Raw genomic sequence first — 22,850 nt, 5'->3', positions numbered from 1 at the left:
CGCTGCTTGTTGTTTCAGAGGCGGCGGAATTCCGCCGCCGGTTAGAGAACCTTTCGGATCCACTCGTGCGGATCTTCCGCGCGGCCGTACTGGATGTCGACCAGCTTCTTGCGCATCCCCATCGCGACCGGGCCGGCCGCGCCGCCGCTGATGAGGAAATCGCCGCTTGCCGAACATACCTTGCCGATCGGCGAGATCACCGCGGCCGTGCCACAGGCGAACGCTTCTTTCAGCTTTCCGCTGGCGGCGTCGCTGCGCCATTGGTCGATCGTGTAGAGCTCCTCGCGCACGCGGGTGCCGGAGTCCTTCGCCAGCGCAATGATCGAATCGCGGGTGATACCCGGCAGGATGGTGCCGAGCGGCGGCGTCAGCAGCGAGCCGTCGTCAAACACGAAGAACACGTTCATGCCGCCCAGTTCTTCGATGTAGCGGCGTTCGACCGCATCGAGGAACACCACCTGGTCGCAGCCGTGCTCGATCGCCTCGGCCTGCGCGCGCAGGCTGGCGGCGTAATTGCCGCCGCATTTGACCGCGCCGGTGCCGCCGATCGCGGCGCGCGTGTAGTTCTCCGACACCCAGATCGACACCGGCGCGGGGCCGCCCTTGAAATAGGAGCCGACCGGCGAGGCGATGACGGAAAAGATGTACTCGGATGAAGGCTTGACGCCGAGGAAGGTCTCGCTCGCGATCATGAAGGGCCGCAAATAGAGGCTGCCCTCGCCGCCGGGTATCCAGGCGCTGTCGATGCGGACGAGCTGCTCGACCGCTTCGATGAAGACGTCCTCAGGGATCGGCGCCATCGCCATGCGCTCGGCCGAATTCCTGAAGCGCCTCGCATTGGCGTCGGGGCGGAACAGGTTCACGCCGTTGTCGCGCTTGTAGGCCTTGAGGCCCTCGAAAATCTCCTGCGCGTAGTGCAGGACGGCGGCCGCCGGATCGAGCGGAAAATTGGCGCGGGATTCGACCCGCGCGTCATGCCAGCCCTTGGCCTGGTTGTAGCGGACGATCGCCATGTGGTCGGTGAAGACCCGGCCGAAGCCGGGGTCCACGAGCTTTGCCGCGCGGTCCTGCTCGGACGTCGGAGTAGGCGTTGGCCGGATTTCGAATTTCAAACTCATTGTCTTGCTTCCCGCCCTTGCTTCCTGCTGTCGAAACCGGTGCGTTTCCTGGCGCAGGCCTGTTTCGTCAAGCCTGCTTGCTTGATTGGTCCGAACTTCACCACCACCGGCCTTGCCGCTGGTTTCCATCGCTGGCAAGTCCCTTGAGGACACGCTTTTGCGGAATGCCGAAGTCCAGTATGTTTGTGCAAATGCCGCTCGACAATCGCACGGTAGTCCAATTCGCGGCCGTTGCCGCCATCGCTGGCTTACTCCGGCCGCCCCTTACGTTGCCAAGGCCGAAACGACTTAAAGTTTCGTCGTGGCTGGCAGTTTTGTAACATTGAACCCAAGATATGTCAACATGACTGACATAAATTTCTCAAGGCCTGCCGGTGACCCTGATTCGAGGGGGCCTGACGGCGTGTCGCCAACCCCGCGCGCGGGCGAATTGCGCTGGGATATCATCGAGCTCCTGTTCTTCGCCTATCGCGACTTCGTCGGCGATGCCGACCATGAGCTCGAGGCGTTCGGGTTCGGTCGCGCCCATCACCGGGTGATGCATTTCGTCCACCGCTACCCCGGCCTCAAGGTCGCCGACCTCCTGGACGTATTGCGCATCACCAAGCAGTCGCTGGGCCGTGTGCTCAAGCAATTGCTGGACGAAGGCTATATCGTGCAGAAGACCGGCAATAACGACCGCAGGCAGCGCCTTCTTTACGCTACGGCGAAGGGCGAGGCCCTGGTGGGCAAGCTCGCCGGGCTGCAGACCGATCGCATCAACCGCGCCATGCAGGATATCGATCCTGCCGGCCAGGAAACGGTGCGGCAGTTCCTGCGCGCGATGATCGATCGCGACGACCCGGACAAGGTGCTGGAGACGATCTTCGGCAGCGGAAAGAAGCCAAGGGAGTGACTGTGGCCCAAGGAACCCCAAACGGAACCCCAAACGGAATTCCAAACGCAACTGCCAACCCAACCATCGCCGCAGCCTCCGTGCGGACGCCGCGGCAAATGGCCGACGACGCCCCGCATCTGCTGCTGGTCGATGACGACCGCCGTATCCGCGACTTGCTGTCGCGCTTCCTGTCCGGCGAGGGCTATCGCGTCACGACCGCGGCGAGCGCCACCGACGCCCGCGCCAAGCTGCTCGGCCTGCATTTCGATCTCCTGATCCTCGACGTCATGATGCCCGGCGAAACCGGTTTCGATCTCGCCCGCTTCATCCGCACCTCCTCCTCGGTGCCGATCATCATGCTGACGGCGCGCCATGAGGCGGAAGCCCGCATCGAAGGGCTGCAGATCGGCGCCGACGATTATGTGGCCAAGCCGTTCGAGCCGCGCGAACTGGTCCTGCGGATCGGCAACATCCTCAAGCGCACCGCGACGCCACCGGTGGAGACGCTGGAGCAGATCGCGTTCGGGCCCTACGTCTATCATCTCGAACGCGGCGAGCTGCGCGAAGGCGAGGAGATCATCCACCTGACGGACCGCGAACGCGAGATGCTGCGCATCCTGAGCCTGAGCCCCGGCGAAACCGTGCCGCGCGCGGCGCTGACCGGCGGCGGCACCGTCAACGAGCGCGCCGTCGACGTGCAGATCAACCGGCTGCGCCGCAAGATCGAAAAAGATCCGGCCAATCCGTTGTTCCTGCAGGCGGTGCGCGGCATCGGCTATCGCCTGGTGGCGTCGCCGTGAGCCAAACGAACCAAGCGCGATGAGCACGCTCGACACCGGCCTCACGCTGATCCGCACCGCCGCCGGCCGGGTCTCCAAGGTCAATGGCTGGATGGGCAACGCCTTCAAGGGCTGGATGCCGACCGGCCTCTATGCCCGCGCGCTCTTGATCATGATCGTGCCGATGGTGGTGCTGCAGACCGTGGTCGCGTTCGTGTTCATGGAGCGGCACTGGAACACGGTGACGCGGCGCCTGTCGGCCGCGGTGGTGCAGGATATCGCCAGCCTGATCGACATCTACAAGTTCTTTCCGCAGGACAAGGACCGCGCGCAATTGCGCCTCGTCGGGCAGCGGCTGCAGCTGGTGGTCGATTTTCTCCCGGTCGGCGACATGCCGCCGCCGGGGCCGAAGCCGTTCTTCTCGCTGCTCGACCAGACCCTGTCGGCACAGATCGGCCGCCAGATCCGCCGCCCGTTCTGGATCGACACCGTCGGCAAATCCAACCTCGTCGAGATCCGCATCCAGCTCGATGACGCTGTCATGCGCATCTTTGCGCAAAGAAGTGCGGCCTACGCCTCCAATTCGGAGATCTTCATCTTCTGGATGCTGGGCACGTCCTCGATCCTGTTGATCGTCGCGGTGCTGTTCCTGCGCAACCAGATCAGGCCGATCCTGCGGCTGGCCGACGCCGCCGAAAGTTTCGGCAAGGGCCGCGAGGCGCCGAACTTCCGTCCCCGCGGCGCGCGGGAAGTGCGGCGCGCGGCGCAGGCGTTCCTGGAGATGAAGGCGCGCATCGAGCGCTCGATCGAGCAGCGCACCGCGATGCTCGCCGGCGTCAGCCACGATCTGCGCACCATCCTGACCCGCTTCAAGCTCGAGCTCGCGCTGATCGGCGACATTCCCGAGGTCGACGGCATGCGCAAGGACGTCGACGAAATGTCCGCGATGCTCGAGGCCTATCTCGCCTTTGCCCGCGGCGACAGCGGCGAGGTCGCGCAGCCGACCGACATGTCGATGGCGCTGGAGGAATTGCGCAGCGATGCCGAGCGCCACGGCCATACCGCCACGGTGGCTTTCCACGGCCTGCCGGTGGTGACCGTAAAACCGGCCTCGTTCAAGCGCTGCCTTGCCAACCTCGTCTCCAACGCCGCGCGGCACGCCAATGCGATTTCGATCACCGGCCATCGCGACCACCGCTATCTGACGGTCACGATCGACGACGACGGACCGGGCATTCCGGCCAACATGCGCGAGGAAGTGTTCAAGCCGTTCCTGCGGCTCGACGACGCCCGCAACCAGGACGAAGGCGGCACCGGCCTTGGGCTGGCGATCGCCCGCGACATCGCCCGTTCGCATGGCGGCGACATCACGCTCGGCGACAGTCCGATGGGGGGATTAAGGGCGGCGGTCAGGGTGCCGGTGTAGGGCACTTCTCCCGCACCACTTCTTGGATCGCTATCTCGTCATGGCCGGGCATAGCCGTCTGAAGGACGGCGTCGCTTCCGCTCGCCTGTGCCCGGCCATCCACGTCTTGGCGGCAAAGGAAGTCGTGGATGCCCGGGACAGGCCCGGGCATGACGGCATTGGTTAGGCGGGGAGATTCAAGCGAATTACTTCGGAGCCTGCTTCGGCAACAAACCCTTCAGCTTTTCCATGTCCTTGAGGTTTATCTTCATGCCGCCCGGCATGATGATGTCGCCGGGCTTTTGATCGGCCTTGCAGGCGCCGAGCCACTTCGCCTCGATCGTGGCCGTGGAATCGCGCGGCACGCCGGCCGGAGCGCCGGTGCTGTTCGATGTCGACTTCACGGTGTAGGCGGAGTTGAAGTCGCCGGTGATCTCGGCACGCGATTTGACCGACATGCCGCCGAAGCCGCAGACGGAATCGGTGACGTAGCCGGTCGCGGTCTTCTGGATATCGTTTTTCGAGCAGGCGTCCTTGGTCATCGGCGAGAACGAGGTGCTCATATCCTTGTCGGTGGTCGCGTCGGTGCACTGCTGCATCGTCATCTCGGGCACCGGCGAGCCGGTCTGCACCACCTTCATTTCCCACAGGCCGGCCTTGCGCACCGGCAGCTCGACGGCGCTGGCATGGCTCGCAGGCCACACCGCGAGCAGGCCAAGCACCAAACAAACGGAATCAAGCTGTCGCGCCATGCTCGCGCTCCCCTTATTCGTGGTTCAGGCGCTCAGGTCCCGCTCAGTAGAGCGTGCGCAGCGGCCGGGCGTCGGTCCCATAGGGCACCCAGCGGCAGGCAAAGGAGAGGTATCCGCCCTCATAGGGCTGCACCGCCAGGAACTTCACCACCTTGCCGTAACCGGCGCAGTGATCGACCGCGAGCTGGCGCGCATCCGCCTGTCTCGCCAGCGAATAGGCGACAATGCCGCCGGTATCATTGCCCTTGAACGGCGGCACCCAGTCGGCCTGCGCCGGCGCAGCCGCCAGCAACCCGCATATCGCAACCAGGCCCGCGGCCCCAATTCTCTGCATCGCCGACTCCATTTCGCTGGGGCCACCATAGAGTGCGCCGGCGGCCATGAAAAGAATGGGTTACGGCCAAACCCCGACTTGCCTGCAAGGTGTTGCCGCGCTGCACTTGACCTCGTCCGGGCTTCACGGCACGGTCCTGACGGTTGGATGACCGGCGGAATTTCCATGCGCACCCTCTTCACATCGTTGAAAACCCTCGGCCTGGCCGCGGCACTCGCCGTCCTGGCATTCGGCCAGTCGGCGCAGGCCGCCAATCCGCTGGAATTGAATTTCTGGCTGTCCGGTCCCCGCTATGACGGACGCGTTGCGCCGTGCGAATCGGCGCTGCCGACCATCATTTCGCAGTTCCGGGAGAAGGAAAGCACCTTCTGGAATTCGCCCCTGACCATCACCGCTTATGGCCGGATCCACGAAACCACGTTCCGGCCCTGGCAATCCGACAACATTCCGCGCCGCTATTGCACCGGCGACGTGATGCTGAGCGACGGCAAGGTGCGCAACGTGCACTATTCGATCCTCGAGGATGGCGGCTTTGCCGGCTTCGGCCAGGGTGTCGAATGGTGCGTCACCGGGCTGGACCGCAACTGGGCCTATAACCCCGGCTGCAAGGCCGCACGGCCTTAAGCTTACCCAAGCTTACCCTAAGTTTCCTGCCTGAGTTTTTCGATCGCGGTGGCCGGCGCCACCCGATTCGCGCCTAGCGCCATTTTTGTTCTTGAAATGTTCCGGCTCCCTGCTAGGCTCGGGTGATCGAGTACCGTCATGCTTTTGCGAGTTAAGGGAGCGTTTGATGTTTCCATCGGTCATTGTTTCGCGGCTGCTGATTTCCCTGGCACTTGTTTTGGTCACCGCGGGCCACGCCGCCGCGCAGGACCGCCGGCAGAACGCCCCTGGCGAGTTCGATTTCTACGTGCTGGCCCTGTCATGGTCGCCCTCCTTCTGCGAGGCCGCCTCCGAACGCGGCAATAGCGGCCGTTCTGCGCAGATCCAGTGCGAGCGCCCGTTTTCCTTCGTGGTTCACGGCCTGTGGCCGCAATACGAGCGCGGCTTTCCCGAATATTGCCAGCGGCCGTCGCCCCGTCTCGACCGCAACGTCATGTCGTCGATGCTCGACCTGATGCCGGCGCCCGGGCTGATCTTCAACGAATGGGACAAGCACGGCACCTGTTCCGGCCTTGGCGCGCGGGCCTATTTCGAGAACATCCGCAAAGCCCGCGCCGCGGTAAAGATCCCCGAGGAATTCCTGCAATTGTCGGAATCGAAGACGATCGCCCCCGAGGCGCTCGAGGCAGCCTTCATCAAGGTCAATCCCGGCCTGAGCAGCTCGGCGATTTCGGTCGTCTGCAGCAGCCGGCGGCTCAGCGAAGTCAGGGTCTGCATGAGCAAGGACCTGCAATTCCGCTCCTGCGAGGAAATCGACCGCCGCACCTGCCGCCGCGACGAGGTCGTGATGCCGCCGGTGCGCGGGAGTTAGAGGTCACTCTACCGTCATTGCGAGCGCAGCGAAGCAATCCATGGTCCCGCAAGAGGAAGAATGGATTGCTTCGTCGCTTCGCTCCTCGCAATGACGGTTACTTTCCTCGCCGCGATGTCGTAACCCCTTATCATGAACTACCGACACGCCTTTCATGCCGGCGGCTTTGCCGATGTCATCAAGCACATCGTGCTGGTGCGGATGCTGACCTATCTGCAGGAAAAGCCCGCCGCCTTTCGCGTCATCGACACCCATGCCGGCGCCGGGCGCTACGATCTGTCCGGCGACGAGGCCAGCCGCAGCGGCGAATGGCTGACCGGCATCGCACGGGTGATGCAGGCACGGTTCTCGGAAAATGCGTTGCCGCTGGTGGCGCCCTATCTCGACATCGTCAGGGCCTTCAACGCGCAAGCCGAGCTGAAAGCCTATCCCGGATCGCCCTTGATCGCGCGTGCGCTGCTGCGGCCGCAGGACCGCCTCACCGCGTGCGAGATCGAGCCGAAAGCCCACAAGCAATTGATCGATGCGCTGCGCCGCGACACCCAGGCCCGGGTGGTCGATCTCGACGGCTGGACGGCGTTGCCGGCCTTCGTGCCGCCGAACGAGCGGCGCGGCCTGGTGCTGATCGACCCGTCGTTCGAGCAAAAGGACGAGTTCGACAAGCTCGCCGACGGCTTTGCGGAGGCCTATGCGAAATGGCCGACCGGCAGCTATCTGTTGTGGTATCCGGTCAAGAGCCGGCGCATCACCGACGGCCTGGCGCGACATGTCGCCGCCGTGGCTGAGACCGGCAAGCCGGCCGGGAAATGTCTGCGGCTCGAATTCAGCGTCGCACCGCAGCAGGCCGGCGGTCCGCTCACCTCCGCCGGGCTTCTGATCGTCAACCCGCCGTGGACGCTGGCGGGCGAGCTGAAGACCATTTTACCCGAACTGGAAAAGCCGCTCGGCCAGGGCGGCGCCGGCCGGTTCAGGCTTGAGACGCCCAAACCTTGAAGGCTCGTCTTGAACGCAATCCTTGAAAGCAAGCCTTGAAAGCAAGCCTTTCGAGGTAAGCCTTCAAGGCAGGGCATTGGGCCGAAAAGTGCGATTGAGCCATAGTCAATTTGCGCGGAACCGTATTATGCTCGGCCGTTATGACTGGCTTTACGTTCCGCTTCCGCGAATGGTTGCGGCGGAGTGATCAAGGCCTAAAAAAATCCAGACTGATCGGTGCGTGACCCGATCAGTTCAGGTGGCCAAGCTTCCGGCAGCGAATGTCCGGTCGGCCGATACGCGAATTGCGCGTAGCGGCACAGCAATGCGGGGGAGGAGTTTTCCCGATGGCCATGACTGGTACAGTCAAGTTCTTCAATGGAGAACGCGGCTACGGCTTCATCAAGCCAGATGACGGCGGCCGCGACGTGTTCGTTCACATCACTGCCGTTGAGCGGGCCGGATTGAAGGATTTGACTGAAGGACAGCGCATTACATTCGAGGTTGAACCGGACAAGAAGGGCAAGGGCCCCAAGGCGGTCAACCTGGTGATTTCATCGTAGGCTGACGCGCGAGCTGAAGCTTCTCGGTGAAAGCGGACTGAAGTTTTGCCTGCACCAAATCCCGCTGAGCGCGAGGCGCGGCTCAGAACGTGGACGCGTGCATGATGTGGCCGCCGAGCGCCGGTGCGTTGCGTTCGCTCTCGGGGAAGAACCGCGCCGCGATCCTGTCAGGGCCGACATCATCGACATGCCGGAAGCCGGCCGCGCTCATGCGGGCGCAAAGCGATGCGGTATCAAAATAGCTCTGAAGGCTTTCGCCAACCGCGGCCACCCGCTCGGCAAGCGCTTGATGCGCCGCGCGGCCGGCCGGTGCGACCGAGCTTGCGGGATTGACATAGTCGAACACCACTTCAGCGCCGCCTTCGAGCTGCGCGATATAGCCGAGCGTCGAGAACATTGCCGTCTCGGTCAGATAGGGCACCACGCCGAGCCAGCTGAAGAAGCTGCGTTTGGCGGCGACAAAGCCTGCGGCGTCCAGCGCTTCGGCCAATGTCTGCCGTTCGAAATCGATCCCGACATAAGTCAGCGTGTCCGGCACGGCGATTGTCGCAGCGGCCAGCATGTCGCGCTTGCGTGCTTGCGTGGCGGGGAAATCGACCTCGAAAATCCGCAGGCCACCCGCGAGCGGCGTCCGGTAGGCCAGCGTATCGAGCCCTGCGCCGAGCACCACGAGCTGCGTCGCACCATTTTTCACCGCTTCCGTCAGCGCTTCTTCCGAGATGCGCGAGCGCGCGGCGATGAACCAGCGCAGCCGTGGCCCGGACGTGTGGGCCCGGGCATGGTCGAGCGAGACCTGGATATCGTCGCCGAGAATGCGTAACGCCAGCGGATCCCGAAGGATCGATGCGTTATCCAGCACCTGATGCGCCGCGCGCAAGCGGGCGGCGCCCAACGCGGTCAGACTTGGCTGCCCCGGCTGCATCGACGAGTTTTAGGCGTGCCGCCGCGCACTGTCCACGAGACAAAAAAATCCCGGCGGCTTGGCGCCGCCGGGAGGCTGCAACAGACGGTTTCTTTGCGTTTTCTTGATCTCAGAACCGATAGTTCACGCCGGCGCGGATCAGCCCGAAGCTGTAGCCGTTTGATGCTCCGGTGATGACAAAATTGGTGTTGGCGAGGTCGACATAGAGATATTCGACCTTGGCGCTCCAGTTCGGCGCAAAGCCCATTTCAGCGCCGACGCCCGCGGTCCAGCCCGCCGTGGTGTGGGATTCCGACAGGCCGAACGTGGTGGCGCGCAGTTCGCCGAAGGCGAGACCGCCAGTGCCGTAGAACATCACGTTGTTGAAGGCGTAGCCGACCCGGCCACGCAGCGTGCCGAACCAGGGGTTGGAGAACTTCCACGGCGCGAAAGTGTCCGCCGCGCCGCTCGCGTTGATATCGCCCTCGAGGCCGAACACCCACGGTCCGTTCTGAAAGTTGTAGCCGGCCTGCACGCCGCCTGCGAAGCCCGACGGCTTGGTCGGATTGTTGGCGACCGAACCCCAGGCATAGCCGAGATTGCCGCCGAGATAGGGACCGGCCCAGCTATAGGCATTGAGCGGCTGATTGACGGTATAGGGCGCGCGCGATCCGTAATTCATATCGGCCGCCTGCGCCGACATCGTCCAGGCTGCGGCGACAACCGCTAGCGTTCGCAAAACAAAGCTGCCCATCACTCAACTCCACTACGCAACAGCCGCACCCTTCCGGCCGAGGCCGGCTTGGTTACGGAATTCCACTTTTTTCCTGTAAGATTTATCGAGAGTTTTAAGTTAAAGGGTTGTTAAGCCCTCTTACCGCCCGATCATCAGTCTTAAGAATGTGTTACCCGGCATGGCCTCGGTCGCCGCCGGCACGCTGGCGATGCCGGCCAGCAGCGCTTAATTTAGGCCCATGGATCACGATTCTACCGACCATCCGAAAGCTCCGGGCAAGCCGCGGCGGGGTTCCCAGCCGGATTTGCTTTCAAAGGACCCTGCAAAGGACCCCGCGCAGGAGCTTGGCTCCGCCGATCTCGATCCGGCGACGTCCGCGGCCGAGGAGGAGGATGAGGCCCGCCTGCCGGAACCCGCGGAGGAGACCGCCGAGGACGCCATGGAGACCGTGGCCGAGGGCCCGCTCGCGGTCGGCCACGCCGCGATCGAAAATGCCGTGCGCCTGGCGCCGACCTCGCCCGGTGTCTACCGCATGCTCAACACCGGCCACGACGTGCTCTACGTCGGCAAGGCGAAGAACGTCCGCAAGCGGCTTGCCTCCTACGCCCGCGTCAACGCGCCGCTGCCGGCGCGGATCCTGCGCATGATTGCGGCCACCGTTGCGGTCGAGATCGTCTCGACCACGACGGAGACCGAGGCGCTGTTGCTCGAAGCCAATCTGATCAAGCAGCTGCGGCCGCGCTTCAACGTGCAGCTGCGCGACGACAAGTCATTTCCCTATATCCTGATCACCGGCGACCACTGGGCGCCGCAGATCCTCAAACATCGCGGTGCGCAGTCGCGGCCGGGACGGTATTTCGGGCCGTTCGCCAACGCCGGCGCAGTCAACCGCACCATCACGGCACTGCAGCGCGCGTTTTTGATCCGCTCCTGCACCGACGGCTTCTTCGAGAGCCGCACCCGGCCCTGCCTGCTCTATCAAATCCGCCGCTGCTCCGGACCCTGCACCCGCGAGATCGATTTCCCCGGCTATACCGAACTGGTGCGTGAGGCGGGCGACTTCCTGTCCGGCCGTAGCCATCTGGTCAAAAAAGAACTGGCCGGCGAGATGGAGAAGGCGTCCGCCGAACTCGAATTCGAGACTGCCGCACTCTACCGCGACCGCCTCGCCGCACTGTCGGCGATCCAGTCGCAGCAGGGCATCAATCCGCGCACCGTGGAAGAGGCCGACGTGTTCGCCATCCACCAGGAGGGCGGCTATTCCTGCGTCGAGGTGTTCTTCTTCCGCACCGGCCAGAACTGGGGCAACCGCGCCTATTTCCCGCGCGCCGAGAAATCCTTCACGCCGGAGGAAGTGCTGGCCTCGTTCCTGGCGCAATTCTACGACGACAAGCCGCCGCCGAAACTGATCCTGCTGTCGCACGAGATCGAGGAAAGCGCGCTGCTGGCGGATGCCCTCGCCGTCAAGGCCGGCTACAAGGTGGAAGTCTCGACGCCGAAGCGCGGCGAGAAAAAGGAATTGATCGCGCACGCGCTGACCAACGCGCGCGAGGCGCTCGGCCGCAAGCTCAGCGATACCGCGACCCAGGGCCGCCTGCTGCAGGGCATGGTCACGACGCTCGGGCTGCCGCATGCGCCCAAGCGCATCGAGGTCTACGACAACAGCCACATCCAGGGCACCAATGCGGTCGGCGCGATGATCGTGGCGGGACCCGACGGATTTATCAAAAACCAGTACCGCAAGTTCAACATCAAGTCGGAAGGCCTGACGCCCGGCGACGATTACGCGATGATGCGCGAGGTGCTGGAGCGTCGCTTCAAGCGGCTGTTGAAACCGCCGGAAGACGATACCGCCAAAGCAAAAGCCGCGATCAAGGCCGACGACGATTCGTTTCCGCAATGGCCGGATCTGGTCATTATCGACGGCGGCCGCGGCCAGCTCAACGCGGCAAGGCAGATCTTCGAGAGCCTCGGACTGGCGCAGGTCACGTTGCTGGCCGTGGCCAAGGGGCCGGACCGCGATGCCGGCCGGGAAACGCTGTTCATGCCGGACCGCGAGGCGATCAAGCTCGAACCGCGCGACCCCGTGCTGTATTTCATCCAGCGGCTGCGCGACGAGGCGCATCGTTTCGTGATCGGATCGCACCGCAAACTGCGCAAAAAGGATATCCGCGAAGCGGGTTTGCAGGAGATTCCGGGCATCGGCCCGTCACGCAAACGTGCCTTGCTGCATCACTTTGGAACGCTGAAGGAAATCGAGCGGGCCTCGATCACCGACCTTGGCAAGGTTCCAGGGGTCAGCGCCGAAAGCGCCCGCAAGATTTTCGAGTTTTTCCATGCGCAACCGGGTTAAAGGGAGCCGATTCACATGACGTTCACCTGGACGTTTCATTTGGCCGTCGCCTGCGACAGATCATCTGGGGCCTGCACGGTTGACCTTCACGCCTGAGCGGTATTGGTAAGACGGATGAACATCGCGACCACCAAGGGCCAGTCCAAGAGCCTGTCCCTCCCGAATATCCTGACCTATGCCCGCATCGCCGCCATCCCGGTGGTGGTCGGCTGCGTTTATGCCCAATCCATCATGGACGGCCCGCTGTGGCTGCGCTGGGTGGCGCTGGCGCTCTTTATCGCCGCCGCCGTGACCGACGTTCTCGATGGCTATTATGCACGGATGTGGGACCAGCAATCCGCCTTCGGCCGCATGCTCGACCCGATCGCCGATAAATTGCTGGTCGCGTCCTGCCTGTTGATGCTGGCCGCCGACAACAGCATCCATGGCTGGACGCTGTGGGCCGCCATCGTGATCCTGTGCCGCGAAATCCTGGTCTCGGGCTTGCGGGAGTATCTCGCGGCGCTCCGGGTCAGCGTCCCCGTGACCAAGCTCGCGAAATGGAAGACCACCGTGCAGCTGGTCGCGATAGGCTTTCTGATCGCCGGCGAAGCGGGTGAACAGATTTTCCCCCCGACCACCATGATCGGGATCGCCCTGCTGTGGACATCGGCGATTGTCACGATCTACACCGGCTGGGACTATTTCCGCGCCGGCATCCACCACCTCATCAAGGAGGATGAGGGATGAAGGTCAAATATTTCGCCTGGGTGCGCGAACGGATCGGCATTTCGGAAGAAATGGTCGAGCCGCCGGCCGCCGTGCGTACGGTGGACGATTTGATCGGCTGGCTCTCCCAGCGCGGCGAGACCTATGCCTACGCGTTCGAGAAGCCGAAGGTGATCCGCGCCGCGATCGACCATACCCATGTCAAGCCCGATGCGATGATATCAGGCGCCCGCGAGATCGCGTTCTTTCCGCCGATGACCGGCGGTTGATCTCTACAATGACCGCGACCATCCGCATCCAGCAAGCCGATTTCGACATCGCGCAGGAGATTGCGGCGCTGACCAAGGGCCGCAACGATGTCGGCGCGGTCGTGACCTTCAGCGGCATCTGCCGCGGCAGCGAGAATGGCGAACCGATCGCGGCACTGACGCTCGAGCACTATCCCGGCATGGCGGAGGCCGAAATCAAGCGGCACACCGACGAAGCGATGTCACGCTGGCCGTTGACCGGCCTCACCGTGGTGCATCGCGTCGGGCGCATCGCGCCGGGCGAGAACATCGTGCTGGTGCTGGCGGCGTCGGCGCACCGCCAGGCGGCGTTTCAGGCGGCGGAGTTCCTGATGGATTATCTGAAGGCCAATGCGCCGTTCTGGAAGCGCGAGGAAAGCGCGAAAGGAACCAGCTGGATCGAGGCGCGCGGCCATGACGACGACGCCGCGGCGCGCTGGACCAAACCCTGATGGCCAAACAGAGCAAGGCGCCCGTCAAACGCGGTCTGCCGAAATACACCAAGCCGAGATTTCCAAAAGTCCGCGCCGGCGAATTACTGACGCTCCTGGATTTCGTTCGCTTTGCGGCAAGCCGCTTCATCGAAGCCGACCTGGTATTCGCGCACGGCACCACCGATCCGGTCGCCGAGGCCGCGTTCCTGGTCTGCGAATCGCTGCACCTTCACCCCGACCAGTTCGAGGCATTTGCCACCGCCCGGGTCACGGCGGCCGAAGGCAAGGCGATCCTCGCCCTGATCGAGCGCCGCGTCACCACGCGGACACCGACCGCCTACCTCGTCAACAAGATCTACATGCGCGGCCTGCCGTTCTATGTCGACGAGCGCACCATCGTGCCACGCTCTTTCATCGGCGAACTGCTCGACTCGCATTTTGGCCAGGAAAACGAAGGTGACGACGTGACCGGCGGTTCGCTGATCCCGGACCCGACGGCGGTGGAAAATGTGCTCGACCTCTGCACCGGCTCGGGCTGCCTTGCCATCCTGGCGAGCCGGAGTTTCCCCAACGCCGAAATCGACGCGGTGGATATTTCCAAGGATGCGCTCGATGTCGCCGCGCACAATGTTGCCGATTACGGGCTGCAAGATCGCCTGACGCTGCACCGCGGCGACCTGTTCAAGCCGCTGGGCGACAAGCGCTACGACCTCATCATTTCAAACCCGCCCTATGTCGATGCGCAAGGCATGGCCGCCCTGCCGCGCGAATGCCGCGCCGAACCGAAACTCGCCTTCGACGGCGGCGCTGACGGGCTCGACATCGTCAGGCGGATCCTCGACGAGGCCAAACAGCATCTGACGCCGGATGGCGGGCTGCTCTGCGAGATCGGCCGCTGCCGGCCCGCGCTTGAAGCGGCCTATCCGCAACTACCGCTGATGTGGCTCGACACCGAGGATTCGGAAGCCGAAGTATTTTATATCACGGCCGACGATCTGTAGCGCGTTTTGGCGCTTGAACCGCCGGATTGCGCGGAAATATCACGCACCATTGGCGTTCCCGACGCAGCGCGAAACTGGTAGTTTGGCGGTAATTCCACGCCGCAATACCAGAGAGGCCTGCCATGCTGGACAAGAGCCCCACCAAGGTCAACGTTCCGAACGACCTCGCCGCGCACTGGATGCCGTTCACCGCAAACCGCGCCTTCAAGAAGAACCCGCGGCTGCTCGCCGCCGCCAAGGACATGCATTACTTCACCGTCGACGGCCGCAACATCATCGACGGTGCTGCCGGCATGTGGTGCTGCAATGCCGGCCACGGCCGCAGCCAGATTTCAGAGGCGATCGGCAAGCAGGCCGCCGACCTCGATTACGCGCCGCCGTTCCAGTTCGGCATCCCACAGGCCTTCGAACTCGCAAGCCGCCTCGCCGATCTTGCGCCTGCCGGCCTTGACCATGTGTTCTTCTGCAACTCCGGCTCGGAAGCGGCCGACACCGCACTCAAGATTGCGCTGGCCTATCAGCAGATCAGCGGCCAGGGCGGCCGCAACAGGCTGATCGGCCGCGAGCGCGGCTATCACGGCGTCGGCTTCGGCGGCACGTCCGTCGGCGGCATTGTCGGCAACCGCAAGATCTACGGCTCCTTGCTGACCGGTGTCGATCATATTTCCCATACCTACGACCGCGAGAAGCAGGCCTTCAGCAAGGGCGAGCCGGAATATGGCGCGCATTTCGCCGACGATGTGGAGCGGCTGGTCAATCTGCACGGCGCCAACACGATTGCCGCCGTCATGGTCGAGCCGATGGCGGGATCGACCGGGGTGCTGCCGGCGCCGAAGGGCTATCTCAAGCGCTTGCGCGAGATCACCCAGAAGCACGGCATCCTCCTGATCTTCGACGAGGTCATCACCGGCTTTGGCCGGCTCGGCTTTGCCTTTGCCGCCGAACGCTATGGCGTGGTGCCTGACATGCTGACCTTCGCCAAGGGCGTCACCAATGGTGCGGCGCCGATGGGTGGCGTGCTGGTGCGCGACACCATCCACGACGCCTTCATGAGCGGCCCGGAACATGCCGTGGAACTGACCCATGGCTATACCTATTCGGCCCATCCGCTGGCTTGCGCCGCGGCGCTTGCCACGCTCGACATCTACCGCGACGAAAAACTGTTCGAGCGGGCGGGCAAGCTCGAACCGAAGTTCGCCGAAGCGGTCATGTCGCTGCGGAAGGAACCCGGCGTGGTGGATATCCGCACCGTCGGCCTCACTGCCGGCATCGACCTCGCGCCGCGTCCGGATCTGCCCGGCAAGCGCGGCTTTGACGGGCTCAACAGCGCCTTCCACGACAACGATTTGATGATACGGGTCGCCGGCGATACTTTGGTGCTGACCCCGCCCTTGATCATCAGCGAGGACCAGATCGGCGAAGTCATCGACAAGGTCGCCAAGGTGATCCGCGCGACGGCGTAAGGGGCCTACTCTCGTGTCCCGGCCTTGAGCCGGGACCCATCTCTCCACATCCGATCTGCAACACGGGTCCCGGCTCAAGGCCGGGACACGCGCGCTGTCGGAACATTCGAAACCAACTCGCGTTCACTCCCGGCGGAGACAATCATGCCTCTGCCGACGGAGGAAAGCTGACATGCCCGGGCCTTCGAGCGGCTTGTTGCGCGCCGGCATTGCGCTGAAGCTCAACCAGGTCAAGCGCGCGACGCAATCCTATCTGCGCGACCGGACCAACCAGGCCACCGGCACCGTTTCTTCCTACGCCATCGCCGCCGGTCTCTTCGCGGCCGCCGGTATTTTTCTGATCGCCGCGCTCCTCGTCGGCGCAGCAGCGCTGTTTCGCTGGGTTGAAATCAACTACGGACAGTTTTGGGCGTTCGGCGCCATCGGCGGCCTGCTCGCGGTCATCGCCGGCATCTGCGCCGCGGTAGCCGTCATCAAACTCAAGCGCCCTCCGCCGCAGTTCCCGTCGCTCGCCAGCCGCTTGCGGGTGGCGATCAAGGCCAGCCCCGTGAAGCCCGATCAGATCGAGGCCGTCCGGGATACCGCCGCGGCGATCCTGCAAGCCCCCGCGGCGCCGGTTGGACATCGGAGCCGGCGAAGCCGGCCGGGGCACGGCAATAGAAACGCGAATATCGGCTTGATCCTGATGGCAAGCTTGTTGGGCTACGCGGCGGTGCGGCGGCGGCAACAGGCACGACACGCGGGGATCTGATGTCCCGCGCCCGCTCCGACCATACGGACAATCTGATCCTGATTGCGGCCACCACCCTCGTGATCCTGACCGCGCAGCGCTATTTCCAGACGTCTGCGCCTGAACACGCCAATCCCGCGACCGATCCGGCGGTCACCAAAGGCAACGACTTTACCCCCGAGCTTTCCCAACGCGGCCGCGGGCGGCGCGCGCGCAGCCCGTTCAGCATTCCCTGGGCGGGCTGGAAAGACATTCTGTGGCGCACCTATCAGCAGGCCAATGACGACCGCCTGCTCGCCACGGCCGCAGGCGTGGTCTTCTTCGGCCTGCTCGCGGTGTTCCCAGCCGTGACGGCGCTGGTTTCTTCCTATGGCCTGTTCGCCGATCCCTCGACCATCGGCGCCAACCTGCAGACGCTGGCGCTGATGCTGCCGGAAGGCTCGTTCCAGATCGTGCAGGACCAGATTGCGCGTGTGCTCGACAAGGGCAGCACTGCGCTCGGCGGAGCCTTCCTGTTCGGCCTCGCCCTTGCAATCTGGAGTGCCAACGCGGGGGTCAAAGCCGTGATCGACGCCCTCAACGCGGTCGATGGAGAACGGGAGAAGCGCAGCTTCATCAGGTTGAACCTGATCTCGCTGGCGTTCACGATCGGCGGGATCGCGGCGCTGTTGTTGATGGTCGGCGCTGTGGTGGCGTTTCCTTTGGCGCTCAATCATCTGGGCCTGCCTCCGGACATCCTGTTCATCGTGAGCCTGGCGCGTTGGCCGTTCTTGTTCGCGGTGCTGCTGGCGGCGCTCGGCGTTCTCTACCGGTTCGGACCGAGCCGGCGCCCGGCGCAGTGGAAATGGCTCAGTGTCGGCACGCTGCTCGCCGCCCTGCTGTGGATCGCCGGCTCCGCGGCGCTGTCCTGGTATCTGTCGAACTTCGGCAATTACAATGCGACCTACGGTTCGCTCGGCGCCGCCATCGGCCTGATGATGTGGATGTGGATGTCGGCCATCATCGTGCTGTTCGGCGCGGAACTGAATTCGGAAATCGAGCACCAGACCGCGGTCGATACCACCGCCGGCCACCCAAAGCCGATGGGTAGCCGCGGCGCCACCATGGCCGATACGCTGGGACCGGCTGTTCCAGCCTCCTGAAAGAACACTAGACCCGCGAATCAACATTGATGCTAAGGTCGTTGCGCTTGGGGGAGCGCAAACTGGACGATGCCTGACGACACCAGCGTTTTCCCGGGCGGGGGTAGTTCGGACCTGAAGGCGTAGCGCGCGACATGATTCGCATTTCGACGATTTTTATTGCCATCTGCATGGTGCTGGTCGCAGCCTCGCTTGGCCTCGTCCTGCATGCGGTCGCCGGTATCAGCGGAACCGAATCCGCGATCGTGGCGCTGACGGCGCTGACCTTCCTGATCCTCTACAACGCAGTTTCGATGCGGCTGCGCGATCGCTCCGATGTCGGCAGCCAGATCGCGGACCTGTCCCGCGGCACCGCCGACCTCGCCCGCCAGGTCGCCGAATTCGGCCGCCGGCTCGCGGCCGTCGAGGGCCGCGTGGTGTCGGCGAATTCCGCCAGCAGCGACCGCATCCAGGCCGTGGTCGGCGAGATCAACGAACTCGGCGTGCTGGTCAAGCAGCTCGCGGTCTCCGTCGCCAGCCATGAGGATTTGATTGCCTCGGGCGCCGCTGCCGCGCCACCGGCACCGGCACCGGCACCGATCGTGGCTGCGCCTGTCGCCGGGCCGCAAATCTCACCACCATTGTCCATCGAATCCGCAGCGCCGCCCGTCATCGCCAGGCCGGCACCCGTCGCGCCGGCCGAAGCCGCCGCGCGCAGCCAGCCGCAGCTTCTCGCCGCGGTGAAGAACGCCATCGAGGAGAACCGGCTCGACATCTATCTGCAGCCGATGGTGACGCTGCCGCAGCGCAAGGTGCGCTTCTACGAGGCGGTGACGCGGCTGCGCGACGACAACGACCAGATTCTTGCCGCCGACGATTTCATCGCCACCGCCGAAGCCGGCGGCCTGATGGGGCGCATCGACCACATGGTGATGTTGCGCTGTGTGCAGGTGCTGCGCCGCCTGATGGTGCGCAACAAGGATGTCGGCGTGTTCTGCAACGTCTCCGCGGCGACGCTGGCCAATCCCACCACCTTCGCGCAATGCCTCGACTTCCTCGAAGCCAATCGCGCGCTGGCGCCGTCCTTCGTGCTCGAGTTCAAGCAGGCCACGTTCCGCAACCTCGGCCCGACCGAGAGCGAGCATCTCGCGGCGCTGTCGCAGCGCGGCTACCGTTTCTCGATCGACCATGTCAGCGACCTCCGGGTCGAGCCGCGGGAACTCGCCGACCGCGGCGTCCGCTTCATCAAGGTTCCAGCGGCGCTGCTGCTCGATCCCAGGCAGAGCTCGACGTCGGACATTCACCCCTCTGACCTGTCGGATCTGCTCGGCCGCTTCGGCATCGACCTGATTGCCGAAAAGATCGAGGGCGAGCGCGCGGTGGTCGATCTCTTGGATTTCGACGTGCGGTTCGGCCAAGGCTTCCTGTTCGCGCCGCCCCGGCCGTTGCGGCCCGAGGGGGCATCTGCTACCGGCGGGACGACTTCGAACAGCACCAATGGTTCCAATGGCCCAAGCCCGCCTGCAAGCCCCCCTGCTCCCGTCGCCAGCCCGGCGATCGAACCTTCGACGCGGGCGACCGGCAATGCCGCGCTGGCCCGCCGCGCCGCCGGACCGGGCTAACCGGCGCCCGATGTCATGACCGCACTCCGGTTCGTCGAAAAACTGAGCGACCTCGTCGATGGCGTGGAAGTCATCCTGTCCGATATCTGGGGCGTGGTGCACGACGGGCTCGAGGCATTTCCCGAGGCCTGCGCGGCGCTGCATACCTTTCGCCAGCGCGGCGGCACCGTCATCCTCATCACCAACGCGCCGCGGCCCGCTGATTCGGTGCAGCGGCAGTTGCGCAAGCTCGGCGTTGCCGACGAGATCTATGACGCGATCGTCTCTTCCGGCGATCTGACCCGGCACTTTGTCGCCGACCATCCGGGGCAGAAAGTTTTCTGGCTCGGTCCGGAGCGCGACAATTCGATCTACCGCGGCCTTGATCCGGTGATGGCTCCGCTCGAACAGGCTGATTACATCGTCTGCACCGGACCGTTCGACGACGAAACCGAATCGGCTGAAGATTATCGCGCGATGATGCTGCAGGCGCGCGAGCGCAAGCTGCCAATGATCTGCGCCAACCCTGACATCGTCGTCGAACGCGGCGACCGGCTGATCTATTGCGCGGGCGCGATCGCCGAGCTCTATCGCGAACTCGGCGGCGAGGTGATCTTCTACGGCAAGCCGCACCGGCCGATCTATGAACGCGCGATGGCGCTCGCCGCCGAGCACCGCGGCCATGCCGCCCCGCTCGACCGGGTGCTGGCGATCGGCGATTCCGTCCGCACCGACCTCACCGGGGCATTGGGTTTCGGCATCGACTGCCTGTTCGTGACCCGCGGCATCCATTCCGAGGAATTCGAAGGCATCGACCAGCTCGACCCGGCCTCGGTCAGGGAATTGTTCGGCCATCCGCCAAAGGCGCTGATGCGGGAACTGAAGTGGTAGTGGCGGCACGCGCCTCTGCTCCCTCGCCCCGCTCTTGCGGGGAGAGGGTTGGGGTGAGGGGCTCTCTCGGCGAATTCTGAAGATGTGGTGAGAGCGGTACCCCCTCACCCGGCGCTACGCGCCGACCTCTCCCCGCAAGCGGGGCGAGGTTAAGAAAGAAGCTAGAGCAACTTTACGCCGTCGCCATGTCCGGGAAGACCGCCTCGATCTTGGTCTTCAGCGTCGCCGCGTTGAACGGCTTGACGATGTAATTGTTCACGCCGGCCTTCTTGGCCGCGATCACGTTCTCGGTTTTGGATTCCGCTGTGATCATGATGAAGGGCGTGGTGGCCAAATTGGGATCGGCACGGACTTCCTTGAGCAGGTCGTAGCCGGTCATCGGCTCCATGTTCCAGTCGGAAATCACGAGCCCGTATTTCTTGCCGCGCATCTTGTTCAGCGCTTCCGAACCGTCGCTGGCATCGTCGATATTCTCAAAGCCGAGCTGCTTCAAAAGATTTCGGATGATCCGGATCATGGTGTTGTAGTCATCGACCACCAGAACCGACATCGACAAATCAACCGCCATCTCTTCCCCCACTAACGCTTACGCCACTAAATATCGGCAGGCCTGCGCGACCCGCAGTCCTCGCCCCACCCCTAGCATCAAGGCGTTAAACAGCGCGTTAATCGGGCGCGGCTGGATTGCCTCGGTTTTGAACCAAAGCCGTCCGGCTTGACTTCGCCCGCGCGCCCACGTCACGGTCCGGCCGCGCGCATCGCGACCCAAGGTCTTTTTGAATCCGCAAGAATCCTGCAAGAATCCGTCACATGACAACTGGTTTTACCGTTATTCGAGACACCACCCCCGCCGCCGACATCCCCAAAGGGGCGGTGGTCGCCATGGGCAATTTCGACGGCGTCCATCTCGGTCACCGCGCCGTGATTGCGGCTGCGCTGAACATGGGGCACGCCCACGGCAAACCCGCTTTTGCGGTGACCTTCGAGCCGCATCCGCGCAGCTTCTTCAGCCCGAACAGCCCGCAATTCCGTCTCACGGACGAGACCAACAAGCTGCGGCTCCTGGCCGCCACCGGGCTCGCCGGCGCCGTGGTGATGACCTTCGACAAGGGCCGCGCCGGAACGTCGGCGCAAGATTTCATTCACCATGACCTGATCGGCCGGCTCGGCATCAGCGGCATCGCGGTCGGCTACGACTTCCATTTCGGCAAGGGCCGGGTCGGCTCGCCGAGCCTCCTGGTCAGCGAGGCGCCGCGGCTCGGGATCGAGGTCGACGTCCAGGCCCATGTCGACATCGCCGAGCGGCCGGTGTCCTCCAGCGCCATCCGCATGGCGCTGGCGGAGGGCCAGATCGACGACGCCACCGCGATGCTGGGCGGACCGTGGTTTGCGACCGGCGAGGTGATCCATGGCGAGAAGCGCGGCCGCGACCTCGGCTATCCCACCGCCAACATCCGGCTCGACAAGAACTGCGCGCTCAAGCACGGCATCTATGCGGTGCGGGTCGGCCGCGGAGCCGAGCGGCTCAACGGCGTGGCGAGCTATGGCCGCCGTCCGACCTTCGACAACGGCGCACCGCTGCTGGAAGTGTTCCTGTTCGACTTCAAAGGCGATCTCTATGGCTCGGTGCTCGACGTCGCCTTCATCGCCTTCATCCGCGATGAACTTAAATTCGACGGCATCGAGGCGTTGATCCGCCAGATGGACGACGACAGCGTCCGGGCCCGGGCAGCGCTCGCAGCCGCGCCCGATGCGTTTCCGAAGCTTGGAGTGATCGATTGAGCAGAAGCGAAAAGCAAAAGATGCTCGCCGGCGAACTGTATCGCCCCGACGCCGAACTCGGCGCCGAACAGGCCGTCAACAAGGCCTGGCTGGCGCGCTACAATGCAGCGCTGGCGCAGCCGGTCTCGGAACGGCACGCGTTGCTCTGCGAACGCCTCGGCCATGTCGGCAAGGACGCCGTGATCCGGCCGCCGTTCTTTTGCGACTACGGCTACAACATCCGCCTCGGCGACGGCGTGTTCATGAACTTCAACTGCGTCATCCTCGATGTCGTCGAGGTCTCGATCGGCGACCGCACCCAGATCGGGCCCGCGGTGCAGATTTACGCGGCCGACCATCCCCGCGACGCCAGGACCCGGCGCGAAGGCCTCGAATTCGGACGCCCGGTGCGGATCGGCAGCGACGTCTGGATCGGCGGCGGTGCCATCATCCTGCCCGGCGTCACCATCGGCGACGGTGCGGTGATCGGCGCCGGCAGCGTGGTCACGCGCGACGTCGGCGCTGAGGTGACCGTCACGGGAAACCCGGCAAGGCCGAAACGGTCGTCCTGAGATGCGGGGCCCGGCGG

General features: G+C 64.3%; 25 protein-coding genes. 19 read left to right on the top strand and 6 right to left on the bottom strand.

Features of this window, described 5'->3' with window-relative positions; all coding sequences use genetic code 11:
• Positions 1–41: 41 nt before the first annotated feature.
• Entirely contained in the window at positions 42–1,118 is a 1,077-nt protein-coding gene (locus JQ558_RS33380) for a branched-chain amino acid aminotransferase (RefSeq protein ID WP_212296403.1), read from the bottom strand.
• 343 nt (positions 1,119–1,461) lie between these two features.
• On the opposite strand from JQ558_RS33380, the gene JQ558_RS33375 reads away from it, so the two are divergent.
• The 3 genes from JQ558_RS33375 (at position 1,462) to JQ558_RS33365 (ending at position 4,200) form a co-directional block, all read left to right on the top strand.
• Positions 1,462–2,013, top strand: a complete 552-nt coding sequence (locus JQ558_RS33375; protein ID WP_212212951.1) for a MarR family winged helix-turn-helix transcriptional regulator — start codon at positions 1,462–1,464, stop codon at positions 2,011–2,013.
• Positions 2,014–2,111: 98 nt separating this feature from the next.
• Complete coding sequence (locus JQ558_RS33370; protein WP_212034236.1) at positions 2,112–2,795, top strand: response regulator; 684 nt, start codon at positions 2,112–2,114, stop codon at positions 2,793–2,795.
• Positions 2,796–2,814: 19 nt separating this feature from the next.
• Complete coding sequence (locus tag JQ558_RS33365) at positions 2,815–4,200, top strand: ATP-binding protein (RefSeq protein WP_212212954.1); 1,386 nt, start codon at positions 2,815–2,817, stop codon at positions 4,198–4,200.
• A 185-nt stretch (positions 4,201–4,385) separates the two neighbouring features.
• Here JQ558_RS33365 and JQ558_RS33360 read toward each other — a convergent pair whose 3' ends face one another.
• Positions 4,386–4,931, bottom strand: coding sequence for a DUF3617 family protein (locus JQ558_RS33360; protein WP_212296402.1), 546 nt, complete (start codon positions 4,929–4,931; stop codon positions 4,386–4,388).
• Between the two features lie 43 nt (positions 4,932–4,974).
• A complete protein-coding gene (locus JQ558_RS33355; protein WP_212296401.1) occupies positions 4,975–5,265 on the bottom strand; it encodes a hypothetical protein in 291 nt (96 codons plus the stop codon).
• A gap of 165 nt (positions 5,266–5,430) precedes the next feature.
• Between JQ558_RS33355 and JQ558_RS33350 the strand changes: the two genes are divergently transcribed.
• The 4 genes from JQ558_RS33350 (at position 5,431) to JQ558_RS33335 (ending at position 8,274) form a co-directional block, all read left to right on the top strand.
• Entirely contained in the window at positions 5,431–5,889 is a 459-nt protein-coding gene (locus JQ558_RS33350) for a hypothetical protein (protein WP_212212963.1), read from the top strand.
• A 166-nt stretch (positions 5,890–6,055) separates the two neighbouring features.
• The gene (locus tag JQ558_RS33345) at positions 6,056–6,739 is read left to right on the top strand and encodes a ribonuclease T2 family protein (protein WP_212296400.1); all 684 of its coding nucleotides are present in this window, start codon (positions 6,056–6,058) and stop codon (positions 6,737–6,739) included.
• A gap of 132 nt (positions 6,740–6,871) precedes the next feature.
• A complete protein-coding gene (locus JQ558_RS33340; protein WP_212296399.1) occupies positions 6,872–7,732 on the top strand; it encodes a 23S rRNA (adenine(2030)-N(6))-methyltransferase RlmJ in 861 nt (286 codons plus the stop codon).
• Positions 7,733–8,058: 326 nt separating this feature from the next.
• The gene (locus JQ558_RS33335) at positions 8,059–8,274 is read left to right on the top strand and encodes a cold-shock protein (protein ID WP_028350729.1); all 216 of its coding nucleotides are present in this window, start codon (positions 8,059–8,061) and stop codon (positions 8,272–8,274) included.
• A gap of 82 nt (positions 8,275–8,356) precedes the next feature.
• Here JQ558_RS33335 and JQ558_RS33330 read toward each other — a convergent pair whose 3' ends face one another.
• A complete protein-coding gene (locus JQ558_RS33330; RefSeq protein ID WP_212296398.1) occupies positions 8,357–9,196 on the bottom strand; it encodes a class I SAM-dependent methyltransferase in 840 nt (279 codons plus the stop codon).
• 109 nt (positions 9,197–9,305) lie between these two features.
• On the bottom strand, positions 9,306–9,929 hold the full coding sequence (locus tag JQ558_RS33325; protein ID WP_212296397.1) for an outer membrane protein: 624 nt from the start codon (positions 9,927–9,929) through the stop codon (positions 9,306–9,308).
• Positions 9,930–10,149: 220 nt separating this feature from the next.
• On the opposite strand from JQ558_RS33325, the gene uvrC reads away from it, so the two are divergent.
• The 10 genes from uvrC (at position 10,150) to JQ558_RS33275 (ending at position 20,500) form a co-directional block, all read left to right on the top strand.
• A complete protein-coding gene (uvrC, locus tag JQ558_RS33320) occupies positions 10,150–12,264 on the top strand; it encodes an excinuclease ABC subunit UvrC (protein ID WP_212296396.1) in 2,115 nt (704 codons plus the stop codon).
• A 114-nt stretch (positions 12,265–12,378) separates the two neighbouring features.
• Positions 12,379–12,993 carry a CDP-diacylglycerol--glycerol-3-phosphate 3-phosphatidyltransferase gene (pgsA, locus tag JQ558_RS33315; RefSeq protein ID WP_212212993.1) on the top strand — a complete coding sequence of 205 codons (615 nt, stop codon included), beginning with the start codon at positions 12,379–12,381 and terminating at the stop codon, positions 12,991–12,993.
• Positions 12,990–13,241, top strand: a complete 252-nt coding sequence (moaD, locus tag JQ558_RS33310; protein ID WP_211998529.1) for a molybdopterin converting factor subunit 1 — start codon at positions 12,990–12,992, stop codon at positions 13,239–13,241. The genes pgsA and moaD overlap by 4 nt, the downstream gene beginning before the upstream one ends.
• An 8-nt stretch (positions 13,242–13,249) precedes the next feature.
• Entirely contained in the window at positions 13,250–13,711 is a 462-nt protein-coding gene (locus JQ558_RS33305; RefSeq protein ID WP_212276260.1) for a molybdenum cofactor biosynthesis protein MoaE, read from the top strand.
• Complete coding sequence (gene prmB, locus JQ558_RS33300; protein WP_212296395.1) at positions 13,711–14,694, top strand: 50S ribosomal protein L3 N(5)-glutamine methyltransferase; 984 nt, start codon at positions 13,711–13,713, stop codon at positions 14,692–14,694. The genes JQ558_RS33305 and prmB overlap by 1 nt, the downstream gene beginning before the upstream one ends.
• Positions 14,695–14,816: 122 nt before the next feature.
• Positions 14,817–16,157 (top strand): aspartate aminotransferase family protein, encoded by a 1,341-nt coding sequence (locus tag JQ558_RS33295; RefSeq protein ID WP_212296394.1) that lies wholly within the window; start codon positions 14,817–14,819, stop codon positions 16,155–16,157.
• 172 nt (positions 16,158–16,329) lie between these two features.
• Entirely contained in the window at positions 16,330–16,908 is a 579-nt protein-coding gene (locus tag JQ558_RS33290; protein WP_212296393.1) for a phage holin family protein, read from the top strand.
• Positions 16,908–18,029, top strand: coding sequence for a YihY/virulence factor BrkB family protein (locus tag JQ558_RS33285; protein WP_212296392.1), 1,122 nt, complete (start codon positions 16,908–16,910; stop codon positions 18,027–18,029). Before JQ558_RS33290 ends, JQ558_RS33285 begins: the two co-directional genes overlap by 1 nt.
• Before the next feature lie 134 nt (positions 18,030–18,163).
• Positions 18,164–19,630 (top strand): EAL domain-containing protein, encoded by a 1,467-nt coding sequence (locus JQ558_RS33280; RefSeq protein ID WP_212296391.1) that lies wholly within the window; start codon positions 18,164–18,166, stop codon positions 19,628–19,630.
• A gap of 15 nt (positions 19,631–19,645) precedes the next feature.
• Positions 19,646–20,500, top strand: a complete 855-nt coding sequence (locus JQ558_RS33275) for a TIGR01459 family HAD-type hydrolase (protein WP_212296390.1) — start codon at positions 19,646–19,648, stop codon at positions 20,498–20,500.
• Between the two features lie 172 nt (positions 20,501–20,672).
• Here JQ558_RS33275 and JQ558_RS33270 read toward each other — a convergent pair whose 3' ends face one another.
• Complete coding sequence (locus tag JQ558_RS33270; protein WP_192738834.1) at positions 20,673–21,068, bottom strand: response regulator; 396 nt, start codon at positions 21,066–21,068, stop codon at positions 20,673–20,675.
• A 242-nt stretch (positions 21,069–21,310) separates the two neighbouring features.
• Between JQ558_RS33270 and JQ558_RS33265 the strand changes: the two genes are divergently transcribed.
• The gene (locus JQ558_RS33265) at positions 21,311–22,282 is read left to right on the top strand and encodes a bifunctional riboflavin kinase/FAD synthetase (RefSeq protein ID WP_212296389.1); all 972 of its coding nucleotides are present in this window, start codon (positions 21,311–21,313) and stop codon (positions 22,280–22,282) included.
• On the top strand, positions 22,279–22,833 hold the full coding sequence (locus JQ558_RS33260) for a sugar O-acetyltransferase (protein ID WP_212213019.1): 555 nt from the start codon (positions 22,279–22,281) through the stop codon (positions 22,831–22,833). Before JQ558_RS33265 ends, JQ558_RS33260 begins: the two co-directional genes overlap by 4 nt.
• Positions 22,834–22,850 lie beyond the last annotated feature (17 nt).

This window comes from Bradyrhizobium sp. AUGA SZCCT0160, from assembly GCF_018130105.1.
GTDB lineage: Bacteria > Pseudomonadota > Alphaproteobacteria > Rhizobiales > Xanthobacteraceae > Bradyrhizobium.
Note: the sequence above shows the minus strand (reverse complement) of the source record. Positions and strands in the feature narration are given on the sequence as shown.

Excerpts from the sequence above, each read along its gene's own strand:
- JQ558_RS33360 (WP_212296402.1), bottom strand. The coding sequence starts at position 4,931 with ATGGCGCGACAGCTTGATTCCGTTTGTTTGGTGCTTGGCCTGCTCGCG.
- JQ558_RS33335 (WP_028350729.1), top strand. The coding sequence starts at position 8,059 with ATGGCCATGACTGGTACAGTCAAGTTCTTCAATGGAGAACGCGGCTAC.
- JQ558_RS33345 (WP_212296400.1), top strand. The coding sequence starts at position 6,056 with ATGTTTCCATCGGTCATTGTTTCGCGGCTGCTGATTTCCCTGGCACTT.
- JQ558_RS33380 (WP_212296403.1), bottom strand. The coding sequence starts at position 1,118 with ATGAGTTTGAAATTCGAAATCCGGCCAACGCCTACTCCGACGTCCGAG.
- JQ558_RS33290 (WP_212296393.1), top strand. The coding sequence starts at position 16,330 with ATGCCCGGGCCTTCGAGCGGCTTGTTGCGCGCCGGCATTGCGCTGAAG.
- JQ558_RS33350 (WP_212212963.1), top strand. The coding sequence starts at position 5,431 with ATGCGCACCCTCTTCACATCGTTGAAAACCCTCGGCCTGGCCGCGGCA.
- pgsA (WP_212212993.1), top strand. The coding sequence starts at position 12,379 with ATGAACATCGCGACCACCAAGGGCCAGTCCAAGAGCCTGTCCCTCCCG.
- uvrC (WP_212296396.1), top strand. The coding sequence starts at position 10,150 with ATGGATCACGATTCTACCGACCATCCGAAAGCTCCGGGCAAGCCGCGG.
- moaD (WP_211998529.1), top strand. The coding sequence starts at position 12,990 with ATGAAGGTCAAATATTTCGCCTGGGTGCGCGAACGGATCGGCATTTCG.
- JQ558_RS33330 (WP_212296398.1), bottom strand. The coding sequence starts at position 9,196 with ATGCAGCCGGGGCAGCCAAGTCTGACCGCGTTGGGCGCCGCCCGCTTG.
- JQ558_RS33375 (WP_212212951.1), top strand. The coding sequence starts at position 1,462 with ATGACTGACATAAATTTCTCAAGGCCTGCCGGTGACCCTGATTCGAGG.
- JQ558_RS33365 (WP_212212954.1), top strand. The coding sequence starts at position 2,815 with ATGAGCACGCTCGACACCGGCCTCACGCTGATCCGCACCGCCGCCGGC.
- JQ558_RS33285 (WP_212296392.1), top strand. The coding sequence starts at position 16,908 with ATGTCCCGCGCCCGCTCCGACCATACGGACAATCTGATCCTGATTGCG.
- JQ558_RS33305 (WP_212276260.1), top strand. The coding sequence starts at position 13,250 with ATGACCGCGACCATCCGCATCCAGCAAGCCGATTTCGACATCGCGCAG.
- JQ558_RS33355 (WP_212296401.1), bottom strand. The coding sequence starts at position 5,265 with ATGCAGAGAATTGGGGCCGCGGGCCTGGTTGCGATATGCGGGTTGCTG.
- JQ558_RS33275 (WP_212296390.1), top strand. The coding sequence starts at position 19,646 with ATGACCGCACTCCGGTTCGTCGAAAAACTGAGCGACCTCGTCGATGGC.
- JQ558_RS33370 (WP_212034236.1), top strand. The coding sequence starts at position 2,112 with ATGGCCGACGACGCCCCGCATCTGCTGCTGGTCGATGACGACCGCCGT.
- JQ558_RS33280 (WP_212296391.1), top strand. The coding sequence starts at position 18,164 with ATGATTCGCATTTCGACGATTTTTATTGCCATCTGCATGGTGCTGGTC.
- JQ558_RS33325 (WP_212296397.1), bottom strand. The coding sequence starts at position 9,929 with ATGGGCAGCTTTGTTTTGCGAACGCTAGCGGTTGTCGCCGCAGCCTGG.
- JQ558_RS33295 (WP_212296394.1), top strand. The coding sequence starts at position 14,817 with ATGCTGGACAAGAGCCCCACCAAGGTCAACGTTCCGAACGACCTCGCC.
- JQ558_RS33340 (WP_212296399.1), top strand. The coding sequence starts at position 6,872 with ATGAACTACCGACACGCCTTTCATGCCGGCGGCTTTGCCGATGTCATC.
- JQ558_RS33270 (WP_192738834.1), bottom strand. The coding sequence starts at position 21,068 with ATGGCGGTTGATTTGTCGATGTCGGTTCTGGTGGTCGATGACTACAAC.
- JQ558_RS33265 (WP_212296389.1), top strand. The coding sequence starts at position 21,311 with ATGACAACTGGTTTTACCGTTATTCGAGACACCACCCCCGCCGCCGAC.
- prmB (WP_212296395.1), top strand. The coding sequence starts at position 13,711 with ATGGCCAAACAGAGCAAGGCGCCCGTCAAACGCGGTCTGCCGAAATAC.